Raw genomic sequence first — 21310 nt, 5'->3', positions numbered from 1 at the left:
AGATGCGCAACAACCGATCGAAACCCCGCCCGCGCTCCGGCAAGGCGAAGCTGTGGGCCGGCGCCTGCATCCTGCTGCTCTTCGCCGCGGTCTCGCTGGCGGCGGCGCAGATCGCGCCTTACCCGAAGAACGATATCGACTTCGAGCCGTGGCTTGTTCCTTCGGCGGTTCACCTCCTCGGTACGGACAGTTATGGACAGGATGTGTTCTCCCAGCTTGTCTACGGTACGCGCACCTCCTTCCTCGTCGGTATTCTGGCGGGGTTGATCACGACGATCATCGGCGTGACCGTCGGGGTGACGGCAGGCTTCTACCGGCGCTGGGTGAGCGATGCGCTCATGTTCCTCGTCGACCTGCTGCTGATCATTCCGATCATGGCTCTCATGATCATCCTCGCGTCGTTCCTGCCCTCGATGGGGCTGACCAGCATCATCCTGGTCATCGGCCTGCTAAGCTGGCTGTACATGGCTCGCAGCATCCGAAGCCAAACGCTGTCCGAACGGCAGCGGGGCTACGTCGAGGCCGCCCGGGTCGCGGGGATGAGCGACGGGTCCATTATGCGGAGGGAGATTCTGCCCAATCTGTATCCGATCATTCTGGCGAACCTGGTCAGCGTGACCACCCAGGCCGTGCTGGCCGAGGCCGGACTCAGCTTCCTCGGCATCGGCGATCCGAAAAGCGTCAGCTGGGGAACGATTCTGGCGCTGGCGCACGCCAACAACGCGATTATGTACGACGCCTGGTGGTGGATCGTTCCGCCCGGGCTGGCGACCGCGCTGTTCTGCTTCGGCTTCATCCTCATCGGCAACGGTTCGCTGGAGAGATTCCGCTACAAGCGCGGCGCGTCGCAGCAATGATAGAAGAAGGGGGCAGAGCGATGAGCTTGCTGGAAGTACGGGATTTGCAGATCGAATACGCCTCCGCCAGGGGACCCTTCAAAGCCGTGGACGGGGTGAGCTTCTCCATCGAACGGGGGGAAATCTTCGGACTGGCCGGCGAATCCGGGTGCGGAAAATCCACGACGGCCTACGGAATCGCCCGGCTTCTGCGGGGGGCGGCACGAATCGTCGGCGGAAGCGTCCGGATGGACGGCGTCGAGCTGACGAAGCTGTCCGACGCGCAGTTCGATGCGTACCGGTGGGCGCGGATCTCCATCGTGCTGCAGAGCGCGATGAACAACCTGAATCCGGTGATGAAAATCAAGGAGCAGCTGATCGACGCGATTCTGGCCCACCGCACGGGAATTTCCCGGGCGGACGCGCTTCGTCAAGCCGGCGAGCTGATGGAGCTGGCGGATCTGCCGAAGGACCGGCTGGAGCGATTCCCGCACGAGCTGTCCGGCGGCATGCGCCAACGCGTCGTGATCGCCATGGCGCTGGCGCTGCGGCCCGAGCTGATCATTATGGACGAGCCGACGACCGCCCTCGACGTGATTACGCAGAAGGGGATCATCGACAAGATCGTCGAGCTCAAGCGCACGTTCGGATTCTCCGTGCTCTTCATCACGCACGATCTTCCCCTGATGCTGGAGATTTGCGACCGGGTCGGGGTGATGTACGCCGGACGGATGGCGGAGATCGCCGCCCGGGAACGGATGCTGGCCGGCGCCCGGCATCCGTATACGCAGGGCTTGCTGAGGTCATTCCCATCGCTGACGGGGCCGCGGGTTCGTCTCGAAGGCATTCCCGGCTCGACGCCCGATCTGGTCGCTCCCCCGTCGGGCTGCCGCTTCCGCGACCGCTGCCCTCATGCGCTTCCGGTATGCGGGAGCGTACAGCCGCCGGTTCAAGCGGGCGAAGACGGCGTCGTGAGCTGCCACTTGTATGCAAAGGAGGACGCGCTGGATGAAGCCGCTGCTGCAGGTTCATAACGTCAGCCAGGTCTATGAGAGCGGCGGCTTTCTTCGCAAGAGCAGAGTCAGGGCTGTACGCGACGTCAGCCTCGAGCTCCGCGAAGGAGAAGTACTCGCCGTCGTAGGCGAATCGGGATGCGGCAAAAGCACGCTCGCCCGCATGATTCTCGGGCTGCTGCCGCCGACCGAGGGCCGCGTCGAGTTGGACGGCCGGCCGGTCGTCCGCCGCGGAGGCGGTCGTTTGGAGACGGCCAAGCGGCTGCAGATGATTTTCCAGGACCCCTTCGAGACGATCAATTCGAACCAGAAGGTGGAGACCGTCATCGGACGGCCTCTGCAGCTGCACGGAGCGAAAGGCCCCTTCCGCGATCGGGTATTGAAGCTGCTGCGCCAGGTCGGACTGACCCCGGCGGAAGACTACATCGACAAGTATCCTTCCCAGCTGTCCGGCGGGCAGAAGCAGCGCGTCATGATCGCCAGGGCGCTCGGCATCGGCCCGCGCGTGCTCGTCGCCGACGAACCGACCTCGATGCTGGACGTGTCGATCGGCATCGACATCATGAATTTGATGCTCGACTTGAAGCGGGACCACGAGCTGTCGCTGCTGTGGATCACGCACAATCTGGGCAGCGCCCGGTACATGTCCGACCGGATCGCCATCATGTTCGGCGGACAGATCGTCGAATCCGGGCCGACCGAGGAAGTGATCGCCGCCCCCAAGCATCCTTATACGAAGGCGCTGCTGTACGCTTCGCCGGACCCAAGGCGGGAGCAGGTGGAGGCGGCCGCGTTCCAGGCGGCCGGCCGGGAGGAGGCCGGGCTGCCGGAGACCGGCTGCCGCTTCCGGCACCGCTGTCCTTATGCGCGGGAAGATTGCGCCCGAAGCGACGTCGGTTTGATCGCGACGACGGATTCGGGCCGGGAAGTCCGCTGCCTGCACCCGCTGACTGACCGAACGGAGCCCTCCCGGTCTCAAGAAGCGGATAGGAAGGAGATGGAAGCGTGAGAGCGGTCATGGTCATGTTCGATTCCTTGAACCGTCACCTGCTGCCGAATTACGGCTGCGATTGGATCCGGGCGCCCCACTTTGCCAGGCTGTCGGAACAGGCGGTTACCTTCGACAACTGCTACGCGGGAAGCTTGCCCTGCATGCCGGCGCGGCGCGAGCTGCATACGGGCAGATACCATTTTCTTCACCGAAGTTGGGGACCGCTCGAGCCATTCGACGATTCGGTCGTCGGGCTGCTTCGGAAGCGGGGCGTGTACACGCATTTGTGCACGGATCATGGGCATTACTTCGAAGCCGGAGGCGCGACCTACCACACTCAGTACAATTCCTGGGAGTTCGCCCGGGGCCAGGAAGGCGATCCGTGGAAAGGCCGCGTCGAAGACCCGGATGTGCCCGAATCGTTGTCGGGACCGAAGATCGGCGACCTGTGGCGCCAGGATTGGGTGAACCGCCCCTATCTGGACTCGGAGGAGAAGCAGCCGCTGGCCGTCACGGTCGCGAACGGACTCTCTTTTATCGAGACCAACCGCGAGCAGGACAACTGGTTTCTTCAGATCGAGGCGTTCGATCCGCACGAGCCTTTTTTCACCCAGCAGAAGTACAAGGACCTTTATCCGCATTCTTACACGGGCAAGCACTTCGATTGGCCGGACTACGGAAAAGTAAAGGAGACCCCGGAAGAGGTGCGCCACGCCGTATACGAATACGCCGCGCTGCTCAGCATGTGCGACGCGTATCTGGGCCAGGTGCTCGACGCCTTCGACCGGCTGGATCTGTGGAAAGACACGATGCTCATCGTCAATACGGACCACGGATTCCTGCTCGGCGAACACCGCTGGTGGGGCAAGAACATTCAGCCGCTGTACAACGAAATCTCGCATATTCCGCTGTTTATCTGGGATCCCCGGTACGGCCGGGCGGGCGAGCGGCGCGACTCCCTCGTTCAGACGATCGATCTTGCTCCGACTCTCCTCCATTACTTCGGCATCAAGGCGCCGAAGGACATGCAGGGCCGGTCGCTCCATCCGGTCATCGAGGAAGGACAGCCGGTGCGCGAGGCAGCTCTGTTCGGCATACACGGCGGCCACGTCAACGTAACGGACGGACGGTACGTCTATATGCGGGGGCCGGGCGATCCGGCGAACGGTCCGCTGCACGAGTACACGCTGATGCCGACGCACATGCACCAGCCGTTCGACGTCGGGGAGCTGGCCGATCTCGAGCTGCAGGAGCCGTTCGAATTTACCAAAGGGTGCCGTACGATGAAGATCGGCGCCCGCCCTTTTCTGAATCCGTACCTTTACGGAAATCTCCTGTTCGATTTGGAGAAGGATTCCGCCCAAAATTCGACGGTCGACGACCCGGAAGCGGAGATGCGGATGATTCGGCTATTGGCGAGACTGATGCGGGAGAACGACGCTCCGCCGGAGCAATTCGAGCGGCTCGGCATTCCGCGGGACGGGGTCGTCGGGGAAGAGAGCCTGCTGGCGGAGAAGCGGAAGCGGGAGGATCTTTTCTTCGTCGATCTTGGAATCGGGGAGAGGTGGACGCCGGACGGGAGAAACCGTTACTTCCTGCTCAAATGTCTGGCTCCCGCGAACCTCAGGGAGAGCGCCGACGCCAAGCTGGCAGAGTACCTGAAGGCGCGAGAGGTTCCGGATGTCGGAGCGGACGCCGTTGCCTCGTTCGCCGTCGAGCTGTTCGGGGGAGACGCCGGAGCGGCGGCCTTGCTCCGGCGATTCTGACCGGCGAAGAGATCAAGCCGTCCCGGTCTGCCGTTTCCATCGAAGTTCAAGAGAACCGATCGAATTATGAAGTCAGCCCGGCTTATTTGTTTGACCAATCCCCGGACGGAATGGGCGTAAACCCTACCGTCTTTTTTTTTCGGGTATACATAGACCTGGACGCAAGGAATATCATCTCCCGGAGGATGCATAGGAATCAATCGACAGCTTCCGATCGGGAGGAAACAGTATGCTGCAAATACGGACCCGTACGCAATCCTCAAAGGAGTTGCTGAAGCGTTATGCGCCCAATATTCTTCGGCCCGCCGAGCGCATTCGCTTCGAGGGCGTCGGGAACAGGGACGTCTACAACATCACCGCCCCGTTCCTCGACCGAGGCGAGCGGATCATTGCGGGGCGCGCGGAAGACCGGAAGTCCGAATTTTCGCAAGCGATCTTCTTCCGTCAGGAAGGCGAAGCGTGGACGCCTCACCCGGCGTATTCGCCTTACGAGCTGCAGGACCCTTTCTTGACGAGGATTCGGGGAGAACTCGTTTTCGGAGGCGTTCGGGTCATTGCGGACCCCTTGTGCCCCGAGAACATCGTCGCCTGGGTGACGGAATTTTACCGCGGCCGGAATATAGCCGATTTGCAGTGGATGCTAAGAGGTCCATACCATATGAAAGACCTTCGCCTGGTCGAGCTGCCGGGCGGCGGGATCGGCGTCGTGACGAGGCCGCAGGGCTATAAAGGCGGGCGCGGGAAAATCGGCTTTTTCAAGGTCGGATCCTACGAGGAAATTACGGCTCGCAGAATCGGCGACGCGCCCCTGTTCTCCGGCCAATTCACCGACGAAGAGTGGGGCGGCGCGAACGAGCTGCATCCGCTCGCCAACGGGCTGATCGGCGTTCTCGGGCATATCGCTTCTTTCGACAGCCAGGAGGCTCGCCACTATCAAGCGATCGCTTTCGCCTTTCATCCGGACACGATGGAGACGACCCCGATGAAGATCATCGCGCGGCGCGGCGACTGCCCGGCAGGGCAGACCAAGCGGGCCGACCTCGACGATGTGGTCTTCAGCGGCGGGCTGGTGCGCAAGGCCGGCGGTACGGCGGAGCTTTACGTCGGCGCCAGCGACGCGGAGTCGTTCAAGCTCGAAATTCCCGATCCGTTCCTCGAGTACGAGCGGCTGTAGCCGCACAAAAAAGTACACCGCTTCCGGATGGCGATCCGGGCGGTGTATTTTGTTGCTGCCGGTTTCCTATGCATGGGCGCGAAGCGAGGCACCGGCACCCGTAGGGGGAATTTCCCTTGTCGCGAGCAAGGAACCGAGCGCGGAGGGCCGGAACCCTTTGGCGATGAGCCATACGGCCAGAATCATCTCGTTCGCCGCCACGGGCGGCGACATCAGCGCGCCCGAGCAGAAACGTCCAATCGTGAACGGCGATCATAACACGGCCCGAAGCTTCAAATGAGGCTGTATCGGGTGCGCCCGATGCGACATATTCCCGGCTCAGGGTCAACAGGGACAGCACGCTGACGATGCCGACGATTTTTGCCGCGACGCGGTCTGGTTTTATATGGAACCTTCATCCTCATTTTGACCGGTTTGCTCCCCATAGAAGAAGACTTCTTCCAATGGCAGGTTGAATGCGCGGGCAATACGAAAAGCCAGTTCCAACGAAGGAGAGTAATTGCCCTTTTCCAGCGCCACGATCGTTTGTCTGGTTACGCCAACCATGTCGGCCAGTTGCTGCTGCGTCATCTCGCCGTGATTGAACCGAAGCCTTCTGATGTGGTTGCCGACAAGGTTCTTGCCCATTTTAGACTCCTCTCCTGTAGTGATAAAGTTTCGTGACGGAGCCGGTGACGTCGGACGCGAATCCCGAGACGATGAGGATCATGAACATCGCCTGGATCGGCCGGTCGGTCGCGAGCGAGCCCATGGCCAGAAGAAAGCCGAGGATGAACACGAAAAATCCGTTCCGGTGCGCCTTTAGTTCGATGAGTTTATCCAGTTCGTCCGCGAACTTCGGTTCCTTCTCCCCGGTCGTCATCCGAAAGACGATATTGAACACGATGCTGATCACGATATGCGCGACGATGGAGACCAGCGTCAGGACGAGGACGAAGGAGCCCCAGTAATGAAACATCTCCTTCGGCTCCAATTCTCCGTCCGGATACACCGCATATTTGTACGCGCTGTAAACGACGAAGATAAAGATGGCGCTGGCAATCGAGACGATGCTCTTCTTTTCCTGATAAGTCATGGCGGGAACCTCCGATAGGCAATTCAATAAGTTAAGTTATTTGTACATAATGTATAAAATACCATTCATAATGTCAAGTATATTTTACATTAAAATGAGACCCGCGATCAAGCGTGTGTCTCGGGGGACTGCGACGGACTGGAGCAACCTGCTTGCCGGGGTCCCTTTTTGCTCTGCCCGCCAAGGGAGATTTTGACTATAACCAAATCGTTCCGAGGCGCTTGCCGGAAAGTTTGATACGATGGAAAGTAGCGAAGAAAGTTCATTTTCCCGGAACGGAGGGACCGTACCTTTGAATGAGATCATACCGACCGCTCATGAATGGATGGAGCTGCATGTCGAGGCGTTGTTTACGCACGACCGCCGCCTGCGGCTTCGCGACGTAAACGAGCCTTGGCCCGGAGCGGCCCCGGCCGCCCGGTTTTTCCTCGGCCGGACCGTAGAGGGGACGGCCATCTGCCGGTTTCGGCACGACGTTCCGGATCTGCTTGTCGAGCAGATGGAAGAACGGGTTGCCGACGAGACGGTCGATTACCGGGAGAAGCCGAAGCACTTCGAGGCGTATTTGAGCCTTCTTCAAGCCGAACAGTTCACGATGGGACCTTGCTATCTCGTTCCCGCCGAGTTGACGCCGACGATGCAGACGGTCCGCGTTACTCGGGAGAACGTAACGGAATTGTCGCGGGGCGGCTTCGAGTGGCTGGTCTCGGAGATCGATTACGCGCAGCCCTGCATCGCGCTCGTTCGGGATGGCCGGGCCGTGTCGGTCTGCCGCAGCGTTCGCATCGCCCCCAGAGCTCATGAAGCGGGGCTGGACACATTGGAGCGGTACCGCGGCAACGGATATGCCGCCGAAGTCGTGGCCGGATGGGCCGCGGCGGTCCGGGAGACGGGGTGTCTCCCGCTATACAGTACCTCTTGGGACAACAGGGCATCCCGGAGCGTGGCGAGGAAAGCGAACCTGGTCTTATATGGGGCCAACTTCACGGTCACTTGATCCGCCCATTACACAACCTTCGCTTGTTCAAATCGTAAACCGCGACAGCGAGGCTTCCAACTGCTTGGACACTTCCTCCAGCTTGCCGGAAAGCTGCACAAGCCGTTCCCCGAGCGCCACCTGGCCGCTGGTGACCGAAGAAACCTCCTGCGAGGCAGCCAGCGTCTCCTCCGATACCGCGCTGACGTGGCTGACCGTCTCCGATAGCCTCGCCTGGGACTGATCCAGCTCGCCGATGGAGTCCGTCATCGATTCCAGAGACGCGATGAACTGCTCCATGCGGTTCTGCACCGATTCGAAAATACGCCCGGATTCCCGCACCGAGCCGATCTGGTGCTGCAACAGCGGGTACACCTCGGCGACGGAACGGACGGTATCTTCGATCTCGAGCTGAATCGAATCGGTCAGCTGCCCGATGTTGCCGATCGACTTCCGCGACTGCTCCGCCAAGTTCCGAATCTCGCCGGCCACGACCATGAACGACTTGCCCGCTTCGCCCGCCCGCGCCGCTTCGATGGAAGCGTTGAGCGACAGGATGTCGGTCGTCTGCGCGAGCCCGTTGAGCATGTCCAGAATGCTGCGGATGGCGCCTGTGCTGTTCTTCAGATGGCCGATCTTCTCCGCCATGCGGCGAGCCACCTCTTCCGTCTGTCCGGTTCGCTCCAGCATGACGTCCATGGAGGCCGCTCCCGCTTCGCCGGCCTCCTTCACCCCGGCCGCCGCCGCCTTCATTTGCGTTCCGGCCTCGGCAACGAGGCTTCTTTGCCGTTCGATGGCGCCGACCCACTCGCTCCCCTTCTCCGCTTCCGCCGCCAGACCGGACGCGCTGCTCGCGATTTCGCCGGTCGCAAGCGACAGCTCCCGCGCCGCCCCGGCCGTATGGGCGGAAGCCGCCGTCAGCTCTTCCGCCGTATTCAGCACATCGCGGGCCGACGCCCCCATTTGCCCGACCAACGTTGTGATCTGCGCCATCATCTCGTTGAAGCTTTGCGCGAGCTGCCCGATCTCGTCCTTGGCGGCAAGGTCGGCTCGTACATGCAGCCGGCCGGTCTGCCCTTCGCTCATCAGGCTCTGCAGCCGGTTCAGCGGCAGGGCGACGATCCGGATGACGAACAGGCCGATCGCCAGCGCCAGCAGGGCCGCGGCGCCGACGACCGACCACGTGACGACGGAGATGCGATCGGCATCCTTGACGAGATTGCGGACAGGGACGGTCCCGATCAGCTGCCAGCCGTTCAGCGCGAGCTTATCGTAGAAGAGCATCGTTTCTCCCCCGCCCGGCTCCGCGACTTGCCGGCTGCCCGTCGCTCCGGCGTCCTTAGGCAGCGGCACGGCCAGCGCTTGTCCGATCGCCCCGGCATTCGGAGCGTATACGTAGCGGCCGCTTCCGTCCGCGATGACAAGCTCGCTTCCCTGACCCAATTCGACCTTCCGGAATTGGTTCGCGACATCGCTCAAGCGGATTTGAAGCAGCAGCACGAAGACATCCGTGTTTTTGGATTTGCTGGCGATCAGCCGCGCGACGCCGATCGTAGGCCCCGCCTGCGAGCTGTTGGACGCGCTCTCGGGTTCGACCGGCGTCGTCGGGATCCATACCGGCTCCCCCTTGGCTGCCAGCACGGCTTGGAACCACGGCTTGGCGGCCGCGTCGTCCCCCAGAATCGAGGAGGTGCCGATCACGGAGGAAGAGGTGGCGGCGATCGATTCCTTGGCGGTTTCGTTCACCGGAATGAGATAGCCGTCCGTAATCATCGGGTTGCTCGCCGCATACGTCAGCAGCCTTTCCGTCAGCTTGCTGTAGACTTGGTAGACGAGGTAGGAGCCGAGCTTTGGCGTAAGGAGCGCATCCATCTGGTCCTGCACCACCTGGTCCGTCAGAATCTGGTCCGTGATGCCTTCCAGGCTGGACAGCAGCAGGTTCAGCTTCCCTGAAGTCTGCTGAACGGTTTGCAGGCCGGCGTCCGACACCTTCTCCCGGACGATCTCCTTGGAGATTCGGCTGGACAGCAGTCCCCCCGCCAGCACGCAGATCAAAATGCTGCAAAAAATAATGAGGAACAGCTTCATCCCGACCGATCTTCGCGGATTCAGCAGCCGAAGCGCGAAGGAACGGCCCTTCCCGGACGGCAGCAGTGCAGCGGACATACGGATCATCACCCTCGGAGTAGGAAATTTGGCCCATTTACGCTCTCAGTTTACCGGGCGTTTGTAAGGGGCGAGTCAGCCCAAGCTCCCGTTTTCGATAAAGTTTGTTTTGCTTTATGAAGCTTCGCATAGAGAATGTCTATGAAGAGTGAAGATTAATAGGACAAAGGTTGACGTATTTATCGGTCTATAATGGGAGGCGTATCAACGAGAGGAGGAACGGGAATGAAGCCGCTCATGGGAAAAGTAGCTTTGGTGGCGGGCGCGACGCGCGGCGCCGGCAGGGGAATCGCGATCGAATTGGGCGCGGCGGGGGCCACGGTTTATGCGACGGGCCGCACGACGCGAACCCGGCGATCCGAATACGATCGTCCCGAAACGATCGAGGATACCGCGGATTTGGTCAATCAGGCGGGAGGCCGGGGCATCGCGGTTCAAGCGGATCATTTGGATCCCGGCCAGGTTGAGGCGCTCGTGGCCCGAATCGAACGGGAGCAGGGAAAATTGGACATCCTGGTCAACGACGTGTGGGGAGCCGAGTATTTGACGCAATGGAACGTGCCCGTATGGGAGCACTCCCTGGAACGGGGATTCCGCCAACTTCGGCTTGCGATCGATACGCATGTGATCACCAGTCACTTCGCGCTGCCCCTGCTCATTCGCAACCCGAACGGACTGGTCGTGGAAATGACGGACGGGACGGCGGAATATAACGACCAAAACTATCGGCTCTCGCTGTTCTACGATCTGGCCAAGACGTCCGTCATCCGGCTGGCCCGGTCTTTGGCGCATGAGCTTTCTCCTTATCGCTGCAACGCCGTAGCCTTGACCCCGGGGTGGATGCGTTCCGAAATCATGCTGGATCACTTTGGCGTTCAGGAGGAGAACTGGCGGGACGCTGCGGCGAAGGAGCCTCATTTCGTCATCTCGGAATCGCCTCGCTTCGTGGGACGGGCCGTTGCCGCGCTGGCCGGCGATCCGGAAGCCGCCCGGTGGAACGGCCGCTCCACGTCCAGCGGCGAGCTCGCGAAAGTGTACGGCTTCCGCGATCTCGACGGCTCGCAGCCGGACTGTTGGCGGTATCTCGTCGAAGTTCAGGATGCGGGCAAGCCGGCGGACGCTTCCGGTTACCGATGATTGACTTTACAGCTCCAAGGTCATGAACACGCTGTTCGGGTCCTCCGCATAGTCCGCGAACGGTACGGTGTTTTCGAAGCCGTAACGGAGGTACAGGCTGCGGGCCGGCTCGAACTGCGCCATGGAGCCTGTCTCCAGGCTGAGTCTGCGGTATCCTCGCTCCCGGGCCGTCTCAATGATCCGCTCGAGAAGGAGGCGGGCGACGCCCTTCCGCAGGTAATCGGGCGCGGTTCGCATCGACTTGACCTCTCCGTGCGAGGGATCCAGTTCCTTTAACGCGCCGATGCCGGCAATCCGGCCGCCTTCCCAGGCGCTCCAGAAGGTGATGTTCGGACCGCGGAGCCCGTCCAGATCGAGCGCATGCACGCTCTCCGGCGGAGAGAACTCATGCATCTCCGTCAGGTGATGCCGGATTAGGGCCCGAACCTCGGGCCGGGTCAAATCGTCCGCTTCAATCGTTAACTGCATGGGGGCTCTCTCCTCGCATAGGTTCTACTTGATCTGCCCGATCGACAGACTGAGCTTGTAATTGCCGTACTGCAGCACTTCCTCCAGCAGCTTGTTCAGCCCGGAGCCGTCGCTCACGCGCACGCGAAGCAAGTAGCAGCCCTCTCCGCTTACGCGGTGCGCCTCCGTCACGGCTTCGTTCGACCGAACGAAGTCCCGGAAAGGCTGATGGGATTGATTCGAGTTCATGAACACGATCAGGAAGGCATGCACGCTCAGCCCGATCTTCTCGGGGTTCCAACGCAGCGTGTAGCCTTCGATGATGCCGAGGTCCTGCAGCTTGCGAACCCGAGCGCCCACCGCCTGTCCGGTGAGATGGACGATCTCCCCGATCTCCTTGTGGGTGAGCAGCGCGTTGTCCAAGAGAGCTTGCAAAATCCGCAAATCCGTATCGTCGATCGCCGGGTTGGCCATGGGGGCATCACCTCTTTCACGATGAAAGCAAATCCTCCCGAATCCGTTCATCGGGTTATGTATCGCCGAAGGGACAGATGCTATCATCGATATTGTAACAGATTCGCCATCCATTGGATCGGGGGCCTCACTGATGAACGTTCAACTCATTCGCCATGCGACTTTATGGTTGGAATACGCGGGAGCGACGATCCTGGTCGATCCGATGTTCAGCGACAAGGGAGTCAATCCGCCGATCCCGGACTCCGGAGACGAACGGCGCAATCCGCTCGTGCCGCTGCCCGGGAAGCCGGATGCATGGCTCGCTCCCGATGCCGTCCTCGTGAGCCATCTGCATCGCGATCACTGGGACGAAGCGGCGGCTCGGGCGCTGCCGAAGTCGGTGCCGATCTTCTGCCAGCCGGGAGACCGCGACGCGATCGGATCGTCGGGCTTTGCCGATATCACGGAGGTTCGGGACTCGGCGACTTTTCAAGGAATCACGATCCATCGCATGGACGGTCGGCACGGGACGGGTGAGATCGGCCGGAAAATGGGGTCGGTATCCGGCTTCGTCCTGCAAGCGGAAAAAGAGCCTACGCTGTACCTCGCAGGGGATACGGTCTGGTGCGAGGACGTGAAGGCGGCTCTCGATACGTATAAGCCCAAGGTGACGATCGTCAACGCGGGCGGGGCGAGGTTCGCCGTCGGCGATCCGATCACGATGGACGAAGACGACGTGATCCGTCTCGTCGGCTACGCGCCGTATACCCGGGTCGCGGCCGTTCATATGGATACGATCAACCATTGCCGCGTCACCCGGGATGTTCTAAAGGCCAGACTGTCGGCCGAGCATCTGCTTGAACGGGTCGTCATTCCGGAGGACGGCGATCGGCTGTGAACCTTTCGGCATGCGTTGGAACGCGAGCGCCGAATGTGCTACAATGACTTCAACTCAAGGAATGGAGGGTCGTCCTAATAATGGGTGTTATTAATTACGGAAGATTGCGTTTTGTCGCTTTGTCCCACTAATTCCATAGTGAGCAAAGACTCTGCCTGCGCGCGGAGCAAACGGAATCGGTCTGCCCATTTTAGGATATCCTTCTGCATAGACGGATAGAAGGGGACAGCTCGGCTGTCTCCTTTTTTGCGTTCTCCCGAGGAAACGCGAGGATCCGTCTACGCAATCGACAATCCGGCCGGCTTCTTGTCGTTCCCATAGACAAGGGTTGGTTTGAATGCGCACATCCACCTCTCCCTTTGTTTCGCCGCAGGCCAATGCCTGGGGAGGAACGAATTCATGCACCAACACGACAAAAATCATCGAACGATTCGAAAATGCCTGTCCGGGCCGAATTTCTCGGCCCAGCATCTGCTCCACAACCCGCAAACGATCAAGCGCCTGATCGAGACGGCAAGCTTGCGGCCGACCGACACCGTGCTGGACATCGGCGCGGGCAAAGGCGCCCTGACGTTCCCGATCGCCGAGCAAGCCGCCCGAGTGCTGGCGGTCGAGGCGGACCCTGCCTTTGCCGAGACCCTGCGCGCAAAAGCGCAGGGACATCCGAGAATCGCCGTGATCCAAGGCGATATCCGGGAAATCCGGCTTCCCGCGAAGCCGTTCTGCGTGGTGGCGAACATTCCGTTCTCCATCACGACGACCATTCTGGACAGGCTGCTGGGAGCCGAGGGCCAATCGTTCCGGCAGGGGGCGCTGATCCTGGAGAAGGGCGCGGCCCGCAGGTTTACGGGGAGCGCCGCGCGGGACCCTCGGCTGTTGACCTGGAGGATGCATTTTACGTTCGAGCTGAGAACGGTTGTGCCTCGCACCCATTTCGCCCCGCCGCCGCGCGTCGATGCGGCGATCGTAAGAATTGCCCGACGGGACTGTCCGCTGGTGCCCCACAGGGAAGGAAAGAGGTTCGCCGCATTCGCGCGATACGTCCTGCGCGAACCGAGGGCGCCGGCGGCGGATGCGCTGAAGGGCATTTTTACGCCGGCGCAGTTGAGGCCGACGCTGAAGCATGCGAAGGTAGAGCGCGATCAACCGGTCGCGTCCTGGTCGCCGGAGCAGTGGGCGGCTCTGTTTCTGGCGATGCTGCGGCACGCGGCTTCTTATCGATGGCCGAGGCGGTAGGCCCCCGTCTCTATCCACTCCTGCCGCGCTGCCGCACCATGCAGGAATTGATAAATTTTTCGAAAACTTTGGTAAATCTTTTTCTCCGCTTCCCCGTTAGAATTAGCTTCAAAGCAAGATCATCACCAACAAACGTCGGCCTCCATGGATGGAATCCTGGAAGACGAAGAACGGAGGGGCGCCGCTATGAATATCGTCGCGGTCGGTTGTCATCCGGACGATCTGGAGATCGGGTGCGCAGGAACGCTGGCCAAGCTGGCCGAGGTGGGACATCGCGTTACGATGGTTCACGTCGCCAACGGGGACAAGGGACACAAGGTCATTCCGTCGGAGGAGCTGAGGCGGATTCGGGCACGGGAGGCCGAAGCGGCGGGCAAGCTGATCGGGGCGGACGTGATCGGCCTCGACATTCCCGATCTGTCGGTCAAGGCCGACAACGACGAACTGGTCCGCATGCTGTCGGATGTGTTCCGAAGCTGCCGGCCCGATTATATCATTACGCATCCGCCGGAAGATTACATGAAGGATCACATGGAAGTTTCGCGGGCGGTTTTCGACGCCAGCTTCGCGGCGACGGTGCCGTATTATCGGCCGTCGGCCAATCTCGCGGCTTGCGACGAGGTCCCGCCCATCTATTACATGGATACGCTGGCGGGCGTCGGGTTTCTGCCGACCGAATACGTGGACATCACGGCCCAGATCGAGATCAAGCTGCGGATGAACGCTTGTCACGAGAGCCAGATCAAATGGCTGTACGAGCACGACGGCATCGACTTTATCGACTTCGTGCGCACGGTGTCCAAGTTCCGGGGGCTGCAAAGCGGGGCCGGATTCGCGGAAGGCTTCACCGCTTGCCGGGCGTGGCCGCGGCTGTCGGCCGCCCGATTGCTTCCCTAAGCCGAGGAGGAGAACGGAATGGATTATTTGACGACGTCGAAAGGCTCGCTGCTGGAGCATTTTCTTCCGGCGGGCTGGGATCTTCGCAAGATCGACGCTTGCTGCTCGCTACCTCCGGAGAAGATCGGCGAGCGTCAACCCTTCTGGAACGAAGGGTTCGAACCGGTCGGCTGCGGCAGCACGCAGGACCTGGATACGATGATGGGGCACGAGATCGCGCTTCAGATTCGGAGAACCCGGGACGAAGGCAGGAAGCTGGCCCTGATCCTGCCGGCGGGACCGATGGGCATGTACAAGTGGACGGTCTACTTCCTGAGGGAATGGGGCGTCGATTGCCGCCATGTCTACGGCTTCAATATGGACGAGTGGAGCGACGGCGAAGGGAATACGCTGCCGCCGGACCACCCGGGCTCGTTCCGTTATGCGATGGAACAGGCGTTCTACGGTCCGCTAGGCGACCTTACGGTGCCGCCGGATCAACGGCACTTTGCCACGCTCGGGCAATTGCCGTCCTATCCGGGCAAGATTGCCGCTCTCCAAGCGGAAGGCGCCGAGCTTATTACCATCTTCGGCATCGGCCGCATGATGCACATCGCCTTCTGGGAGCCCCACTTCGCGGAGGAATTCGCGACGGACGAGGAGTGGAAGGCGCAGCCTTATCGAATCGGAGCCATGCTGCATCCGCTGACCGTCGAACAGAACGCCTTCACGAGCTTCAAGAGCCGGACGACTCTCGTTCCGTGCCGAGCGAACACGATCGGGCCGGCGCTGTTCCTGCGGTCGGATCGGATCATCGGAGGCTGCGACGGGGCGCTCGGCCGGGGGATGCAGTGGCAAGGGCTGTCGCTCTGGGCGACCTTACGGCACGGACCGGATCGCTGGCTGCCGTCCAGTTTCATGCCGACGCTGCCCGGCAGATTGTTCTATCTCGAAGAGCTGGCTGGGCCGCTGGTTCCCGAAGTCAACTGAGATCGAGAGGATTATAATGCCGTTCCAAGCACGTACAAACGGAGGTTAAACGTCATGAGATTGGGTGTTATCGGCTACGGTTCCCGGATTCGGTGGATGGTCTCGCAAATGGCGGAGGCCGATTCGGACTGCCGATTGGCGGCGGTCGCCGATCCCGATTGGGAGCGGATTCGGACGGGGATCGACGAACCGGATCGCGGCCGCATCCGGTTCTATGCTTCGGCGGATGAGATGCTGGCGCAGGAGAAACTGGACGGCGTCGCGGTCGGTACGAGATGCTCGCTGCACACGGAGATGGCGCTGAAGGTCATGGCGGCCGGATTGCCGCTCTTCCTGGAGAAGCCGATCGCGACGACGTACGAAGATTTGGACCGGCTCCGGAAGGGCAAAGAGCGATCGGCTTCGCCGGTGGTCGTCTCGTTCCCGCTCCGGTTTACGCCGCTGCTGCGCTTGGCCAAGGAGATCGTCGCCTCCGGCAAGCTGGGAACCGTGGAGCACGTGCAAGCCGTCAACAACGTTCCTTACGGCGGCGTCTACTATCACCATTGGTACCGGGACGAACGGGAGACCGGCGGGATGTTCCTGCAGAAAGCGACGCACGATTTCGATTATCTGAACGAATTGATCGGGCTCAAGCCCGTCCTCGTCAGCGCGATGACTTCCAAGCGGGTCTTTCGCGGGAACAAGCCGGCGGGCCTACGCTGCGCCGAATGCGAGGAGAACCGGACGTGCGAGGAGAGCACGATCCGAAGGGACATCTTTCCGGATCCGCCGCCGGGGGAGTTCTGCAGCTTCGCCGAGGACACGGGGAACGAGGATTCCGGCAGCGCCCTGATCCGATACGAATCCGGCATGCACGCGGCCTACTCGCAAAACTTCTTCGCCCGCCGGGGGGCGGCGGCGAGAGGCGCGCGGCTGCTCGGCTACAAAGGAACGCTCGAATTCGATTGGTATAAGGACGAGATTAAAGTGTTCATGCATCATACGGACCGCGTGGAGACCTATCGGCTTGGGCAAGGCAAAGATGGGCACGGCGGAGGGGATATCGCGCTCGCTCGCAATTTCGTCGATTTGATGAGGGGGACCGCCTCGTCTTCGGACAGTACGCTCGATTCCGGTCTGCTCAGCGCGCTCATGTGCCTGAAAGCTCGCGAATCGGCACAATCCGGGACTTTTCAAGCGATCGACTGGCTTTAATTTTTTAAATGGAATGTTCTTGGACGCCCAGGCCAAAGCGATCCCCGCTCCTTGGTCCGACGGCAAGGACCGCCTGCTGTGGGAGTTCATTCCGCAGAAGCTGGCGCTTCCGCTGCAAGGAGACGGGGACATCGCCCAAGCGGTCAAGGATATCGAAGGCTTGATGGCCCACCCGTGACGGTCATCATGACGCCCGCCGCGAACGGGCACAAAAAACGGCGCGCAAATCGGCAAGAGACTGACCCCCTAGCGTGAGACAAATCAAAACACCTTCAAAAGAATTGCTCTTCATCGAAAGATGTAAGGGACAACTTTGGAGGTGTTTTTGCATTGGCAACTAGGGTCAGTTACCCGGTAGAAATTAAGATGAAGGCCATTGAAATGAGGCTAGCGGGAATTACCAAGCGTGAGATTATGGAGCAGCTTAACATACGCAACAAATCGCAAATCGAAACTTGGTACGCTGGTATCGATCAGGTGAGCTACATCGCCTAGAGCAACCTGTCGGCAAGCAGTATAGCTATGGAAAAGGCCTCAAACTCAAATCGGAGATGGAGGAACTGCGTGCGGAGAACCGTCTCCTTAGGCAGCAAATCGAAGTGCTAGCTTGCCGCGCTCTACGTACTATCGCTGGAAGAAGCAAGGCTTACCGGCAAAGCAAGACGCGCTTGTCTCACGCGTTCAGGAGCTGTGCTTAAAGCATCGCTTCCGTTACGGATACCGAAAGATCACCTCTCAGATCCGGCGCCAGGAGACCGTCAATCCTAAGCGGGTGCAGCGGGCCATGCAACGATACGGGTGGCAATGCCGGGTGAAGGCGAAGAAACGGAAGCAGACAGGTCAGCCTGCGCAAGTAGCGGAACACTTGCTGAAGCGGCAATTTCACGCGGACCGCCCTCTGCAAAAGCTGGTCACCGATATTACGTATCTTCCTTACGGCAGCACCATGATGTATTTGTCGAGCATTTTGGAGCTGTACAACGGCGAAGTTGTCGCCTACAGTATTGGAGACAAGCAGGATGTCCAATTTGTGTTGGACACGCTACAGCAGTTGCCTGACGTGAAGGGGGCGATGCTTCATAGCGACCAAGGCTCCGTGTACACATCGCACGATTACCAAAAGGCAGTCAAGGAAAAGGGCATTACCATGAGCATGTCCGCAAGGGAACGCCCGTTGATAATGCCCTCATCGAATCGTTTCATTCCACGCTAAAGTCTGAAACGTTCTACCTCGACAATCTCACTTGTATGACGACGGCAATCATTGTACAAACAGTACAAGAGTACATCCATTACGATAACGCAATTCGGATTCAAGCGAAACTAAACAACCAGTCTCCGATTGAATATCGGCAACTGGCTGCTTCGTAAAATAAGGGGTTTTGATCCCTGTCTCAGAAATGGGGGTCAGTCCCGCAATGGTTTGAAGCGCCGTTTTTCCACCACTATGTAACCCTCGCCTTAACGGAACGGGCGTATTCCGAAGGCGTCATATCGGTTACGTTCTTGAAGTGGCGGGAGAAGGAATGGATGCTGCTGTAGCCTAACCGGTCGGCTATCTCCGTAAAATTGCTCGTTTCTTCGCGAATCAACAACTTCGCCGTCTCAATCTTCATGTTCTTGAAGTAGCGCATGACGCTCATGCCCACCTTCTGCCTGAACAACGCATGCAGATGCGACTGAACGATATGGAGACGGCTCGCGATCTCTTCGAGCGATAGATTCCGCTGCACGTTATCCTCCATGAACCGGATGGCGCGGCGCACGATCTCATCCTCGCTCCGTTCCTTGGCCGTGAAGGACAGCCGCTTGGTTCCCGGCATGGCGTTGCCTCTGGATCGCAGCATAAGCAGCAGCAGCTCCAGATGAATCTTGATCAGCTGCTCGACGCCGGCCGGAGCTTCGGCTTTCGTTACGAGGTCGTGCAGGGTCGGATCGTCGAATGGCGGTTCGAACGCGGCGAAGCCGTAGCGGATCAGTTCCGCGATGAGGTTGCGCTCGTGATTCTCCAGGCAGAAAGCCTTTCCTTCGAAAAAGGACATCGCGGGAGACTCGCAGACGAAGGAGATGACGATCGCGTTGGAGGCGATCTTCCGGTTGGCCCAAACGCTATGGAACTCGTTCGGCCGGTGGAAGATCATGTCGCCTTGCTTCAGCTTATAGCCGGTCGTGTCGGCCATGACTTCGATCTCGCCTTTATCAATGTATAGAAACTCCCAGAAGTCGTGTCTCTCTCCGCTGAAGATGAAATCTTTGGCGAATTCGAAATAGTGCAGCGACACCAACTGGCGCACGTCAAACTCGATCGCAAGCGATTTGGGAACGAAGCCGGGTGTTTCGTTGCTGCCGGTTGTCGTCACGGGACACCCCCTGGGAATAGTAGCCCTGTCTATAAATTTTAGCACAGGCCTTGCTCCGTGGGTTAACGAAAAACACGCAGGCTTACTCCCAAGGGATAACCGTAAGGCCCGGCCATATCGCCTTCCACCGGTTGATTTTCCTCTCGTAAATCTCTTCGGTAATCTGGACTTTATTTGCCCTTACGGTTAAGGAGAAGAGGTCGCTCAATCCGAATGGCGCATACACTTTCCACTCCTTGTTCGGGTTCATGCGCATGCCAATCGCGGTGGCCGTCGTCGGCCAGGTACGGATCGCTTCTTCAAGCGACGAAAAAGGTTCGATCGGATATCCGAAATGCTGCTCGTACCACAGATGGACACGGGCTTGATTTTTAATGTCCAAGCGGACGGCGAGAGAGTCGAATTCCCGCCGGACAGAGTCGATAACCTCGCATTCCTTGTCGTACGAAAGATCCGGATCATAGTAAACCCAATCGATATCGCGTATTCCGTTATCGATCGGCATCCCGAAGGAATGATTCCAGACGGACTGGGCGATGCAGCCTGCTCCTATGTAATATTCCGGCAAGTTCAAATGGGGAGTCTTCCGGAAAACGGTATTCAGGAGAGGGTTCGTTAGAACGATCCGAATAAGAGCGTCTATCTGGGTTTGGCTTAAAGAATCTTGATTTCGAGCCGAACTTGAAGCGGTCATCGCCGCAGCCCCTTTCTGCTTCATTATAGAACAGACGTTCGAATGGTAACAGTGTAGGATTCGCAAATGAGTTGACAGAATTTTCAGATCCGTATAAAGTGTATGGATCTTGAAAGGGAAGGGCTCGGTCGGTTCAAGGTACGGCATGAACATGGGGGGATCTGCATGACGGAGGTCATGATAACGGCACGATTGATTTTGCGCGCGCTTGAGCTTCGCGATGCGGAAGCGATTGAGACTTTGGCCGGGGACAAAGAAGTAGCGGATACGACGTTGGGCATCCCTCATCCGTATCCGGCAGGCTCGGCCCCCGCATTTATCCGTGCGAGACGCGAGGCGGCGGCCGGGGGAGACGGCTATTCGTTCGCCGTGACTCTTGACTCGGACGGGGCTTTTATCGGGATTGTCGGTCTGCATATCAACAAGTCTCATCGCACGGCGGAACTGGCGTATTGGATCGGCAAGCCTTATTGGGGCGCGGGCTATGGTACGGAAGCGGCTTCGCGCGTTGTGGAGTTTGCGTTTGAAGAATTGAAGCTCAACCGGGTTTTCGCGGCGGCGATGACTCGGAACCCGGCTTCCTATCGCGTGATGGAGAAGATCGGCATGAAGCACGAGGGGGTTCTGCGCCAGCATATCCGGAAGGGAGAGGGGTATGAGGATTTGAGGTATTATGGGCTTCTTCAGTCTGACTTCAGGAGACCGGAGGGGCGGAGTTAGTTTGAAATCAGAGCAAAAACTGCGTGTGGGAGGGTGGAAACGCGGAATTAGTTTGAGATCAGACTAAAAGTCGCGTGTGGGAGGGTGGAGACGCGGAATTAGTTTGAAATCAGATTAAAAGTCGCATGTGAGAAGGTAGAAGTGCTGAGTTAGTTTGAAATCAGATTAAAAGTCGCGTGTGAGAGGGTAGAAGTGCGGAGTTAGTTTGAAATCAGAGCAAAAGTCGCGTGTGAGAGGGTGGAAGCGCGAAGTTAGTTTGAAATCAGACTAAAAGTCGCTTGTGAGAGGTTAGAAGTGTGGAA

At 59.5% G+C, this 21310-nt stretch carries 22 protein-coding genes and 1 pseudogene; 16 read left to right on the top strand and 7 right to left on the bottom strand.

The window, feature by feature from the left end; genetic code table 11:
* The first annotated feature begins 2 nt into the window (after positions 1-2).
* The 6 genes from H7C18_RS23540 to H7C18_RS35590 all read left to right on the top strand — a co-directional run bounded on the left by H7C18_RS23540 (position 3) and on the right by H7C18_RS35590 (position 6060).
* Positions 3-857, top strand: a complete 855-nt coding sequence (locus tag H7C18_RS23540; protein WP_185131553.1) for an ABC transporter permease — start codon at positions 3-5, stop codon at positions 855-857.
* A gap of 20 nt (positions 858-877) precedes the next feature.
* A complete protein-coding gene (locus H7C18_RS23535) occupies positions 878-1870 on the top strand; it encodes an ABC transporter ATP-binding protein (RefSeq protein WP_185131552.1) in 993 nt (330 codons plus the stop codon).
* Positions 1845-2858, top strand: a complete 1014-nt coding sequence (locus H7C18_RS23530; RefSeq protein ID WP_238357905.1) for an ABC transporter ATP-binding protein — start codon at positions 1845-1847, stop codon at positions 2856-2858. The genes H7C18_RS23535 and H7C18_RS23530 overlap by 26 nt, the downstream gene beginning before the upstream one ends.
* The gene (locus H7C18_RS23525) at positions 2855-4606 is read left to right on the top strand and encodes a sulfatase-like hydrolase/transferase (RefSeq protein ID WP_185131550.1); all 1752 of its coding nucleotides are present in this window, start codon (positions 2855-2857) and stop codon (positions 4604-4606) included. Before H7C18_RS23530 ends, H7C18_RS23525 begins: the two co-directional genes overlap by 4 nt.
* Positions 4607-4835: 229 nt before the next feature.
* On the top strand, positions 4836-5780 hold the full coding sequence (locus H7C18_RS23520) for a DUF1861 family protein (protein ID WP_238357904.1): 945 nt from the start codon (positions 4836-4838) through the stop codon (positions 5778-5780).
* Positions 5781-5937: 157 nt separating this feature from the next.
* The gene (locus H7C18_RS35590; protein WP_273387815.1) at positions 5938-6060 is read left to right on the top strand and encodes a hypothetical protein; all 123 of its coding nucleotides are present in this window, start codon (positions 5938-5940) and stop codon (positions 6058-6060) included.
* 101 nt (positions 6061-6161) lie between these two features.
* Here H7C18_RS35590 and H7C18_RS23515 read toward each other — a convergent pair whose 3' ends face one another.
* Both H7C18_RS23515 and H7C18_RS23510 read right to left on the bottom strand, forming a co-directional pair.
* Complete coding sequence (locus H7C18_RS23515) at positions 6162-6407, bottom strand: helix-turn-helix transcriptional regulator (RefSeq protein ID WP_185131549.1); 246 nt, start codon at positions 6405-6407, stop codon at positions 6162-6164.
* A gap of 1 nt (position 6408) precedes the next feature.
* The gene (locus H7C18_RS23510; protein WP_185131548.1) at positions 6409-6855 is read right to left on the bottom strand and encodes a hypothetical protein; all 447 of its coding nucleotides are present in this window, start codon (positions 6853-6855) and stop codon (positions 6409-6411) included.
* A 292-nt stretch (positions 6856-7147) separates the two neighbouring features.
* On the opposite strand from H7C18_RS23510, the gene H7C18_RS23505 reads away from it, so the two are divergent.
* Positions 7148-7852, top strand: a complete 705-nt coding sequence (locus H7C18_RS23505; protein ID WP_238357903.1) for a GNAT family N-acetyltransferase — start codon at positions 7148-7150, stop codon at positions 7850-7852.
* 27 nt (positions 7853-7879) lie between these two features.
* Here H7C18_RS23505 and H7C18_RS23500 read toward each other — a convergent pair whose 3' ends face one another.
* Positions 7880-9997 (bottom strand): methyl-accepting chemotaxis protein, encoded by a 2118-nt coding sequence (locus H7C18_RS23500; protein WP_185131547.1) that lies wholly within the window; start codon positions 9995-9997, stop codon positions 7880-7882.
* A 225-nt stretch (positions 9998-10222) separates the two neighbouring features.
* Between H7C18_RS23500 and H7C18_RS23495 the strand changes: the two genes are divergently transcribed.
* Complete coding sequence (locus H7C18_RS23495; protein ID WP_185131546.1) at positions 10223-11134, top strand: SDR family oxidoreductase; 912 nt, start codon at positions 10223-10225, stop codon at positions 11132-11134.
* Between the two features lie 6 nt (positions 11135-11140).
* Here the strand turns inward: H7C18_RS23495 and H7C18_RS23490 are convergent, their stop codons facing one another.
* Both H7C18_RS23490 and H7C18_RS23485 read right to left on the bottom strand, forming a co-directional pair.
* The gene (locus H7C18_RS23490) at positions 11141-11602 is read right to left on the bottom strand and encodes a GNAT family N-acetyltransferase (RefSeq protein WP_185131545.1); all 462 of its coding nucleotides are present in this window, start codon (positions 11600-11602) and stop codon (positions 11141-11143) included.
* Positions 11603-11626: 24 nt separating this feature from the next.
* Positions 11627-12055: an Lrp/AsnC family transcriptional regulator gene (locus tag H7C18_RS23485; protein WP_185131544.1), complete on the bottom strand. Its 429-nt coding sequence runs from the start codon at positions 12053-12055 to the stop codon at positions 11627-11629.
* A gap of 133 nt (positions 12056-12188) precedes the next feature.
* On the opposite strand from H7C18_RS23485, the gene H7C18_RS23480 reads away from it, so the two are divergent.
* From H7C18_RS23480 to H7C18_RS23450, 7 genes and pseudogenes are all read left to right on the top strand, one after another.
* Positions 12189-12935, top strand: a complete 747-nt coding sequence (locus tag H7C18_RS23480; RefSeq protein WP_185131543.1) for an MBL fold metallo-hydrolase — start codon at positions 12189-12191, stop codon at positions 12933-12935.
* 399 nt (positions 12936-13334) lie between these two features.
* The gene (erm, locus tag H7C18_RS23475) at positions 13335-14171 is read left to right on the top strand and encodes a 23S ribosomal RNA methyltransferase Erm (RefSeq protein WP_185131542.1); all 837 of its coding nucleotides are present in this window, start codon (positions 13335-13337) and stop codon (positions 14169-14171) included.
* A 186-nt stretch (positions 14172-14357) separates the two neighbouring features.
* Positions 14358-15068 (top strand): PIG-L deacetylase family protein, encoded by a 711-nt coding sequence (locus H7C18_RS23470; protein ID WP_185131541.1) that lies wholly within the window; start codon positions 14358-14360, stop codon positions 15066-15068.
* An 18-nt stretch (positions 15069-15086) separates the two neighbouring features.
* Positions 15087-16037 (top strand): sugar phosphate isomerase family, encoded by a 951-nt coding sequence (locus tag H7C18_RS23465; protein ID WP_185131540.1) that lies wholly within the window; start codon positions 15087-15089, stop codon positions 16035-16037.
* Between the two features lie 54 nt (positions 16038-16091).
* On the top strand, positions 16092-17234 hold the full coding sequence (locus H7C18_RS23460; protein ID WP_185131539.1) for a Gfo/Idh/MocA family protein: 1143 nt from the start codon (positions 16092-16094) through the stop codon (positions 17232-17234).
* A gap of 19 nt (positions 17235-17253) precedes the next feature.
* Positions 17254-17412, top strand: coding sequence for a hypothetical protein (locus H7C18_RS23455; protein WP_185131538.1), 159 nt, complete (start codon positions 17254-17256; stop codon positions 17410-17412).
* 152 nt (positions 17413-17564) lie between these two features.
* Positions 17565-18605: pseudogene (locus H7C18_RS23450) on the top strand (IS3 family transposase).
* A gap of 74 nt (positions 18606-18679) precedes the next feature.
* On the opposite strand, the gene H7C18_RS23445 reads toward H7C18_RS23450, so the two are convergent.
* On the bottom strand, positions 18680-19594 hold the full coding sequence (locus H7C18_RS23445; protein ID WP_202887312.1) for a helix-turn-helix domain-containing protein: 915 nt from the start codon (positions 19592-19594) through the stop codon (positions 18680-18682).
* 82 nt (positions 19595-19676) lie between these two features.
* Complete coding sequence (locus H7C18_RS23440; protein ID WP_238357902.1) at positions 19677-20168, bottom strand: nucleotidyltransferase family protein; 492 nt, start codon at positions 20166-20168, stop codon at positions 19677-19679.
* A gap of 285 nt (positions 20169-20453) precedes the next feature.
* Between H7C18_RS23440 and H7C18_RS23435 the strand changes: the two genes are divergently transcribed.
* Positions 20454-21008 carry a GNAT family N-acetyltransferase gene (locus tag H7C18_RS23435; RefSeq protein WP_185131536.1) on the top strand — a complete coding sequence of 185 codons (555 nt, stop codon included), beginning with the start codon at positions 20454-20456 and terminating at the stop codon, positions 21006-21008.
* Positions 21009-21310: the final 302 nt, after the last annotated feature.

The organism is Cohnella zeiphila (assembly GCF_014212055.1).
Taxonomy (GTDB): Bacteria; Bacillota; Bacilli; order Paenibacillales; family Paenibacillaceae; genus Cohnella; species Cohnella zeiphila.
The sequence above is the reverse complement of the archived record's forward strand: the minus strand, read 5'-3'. Positions and strand labels throughout refer to the sequence as shown.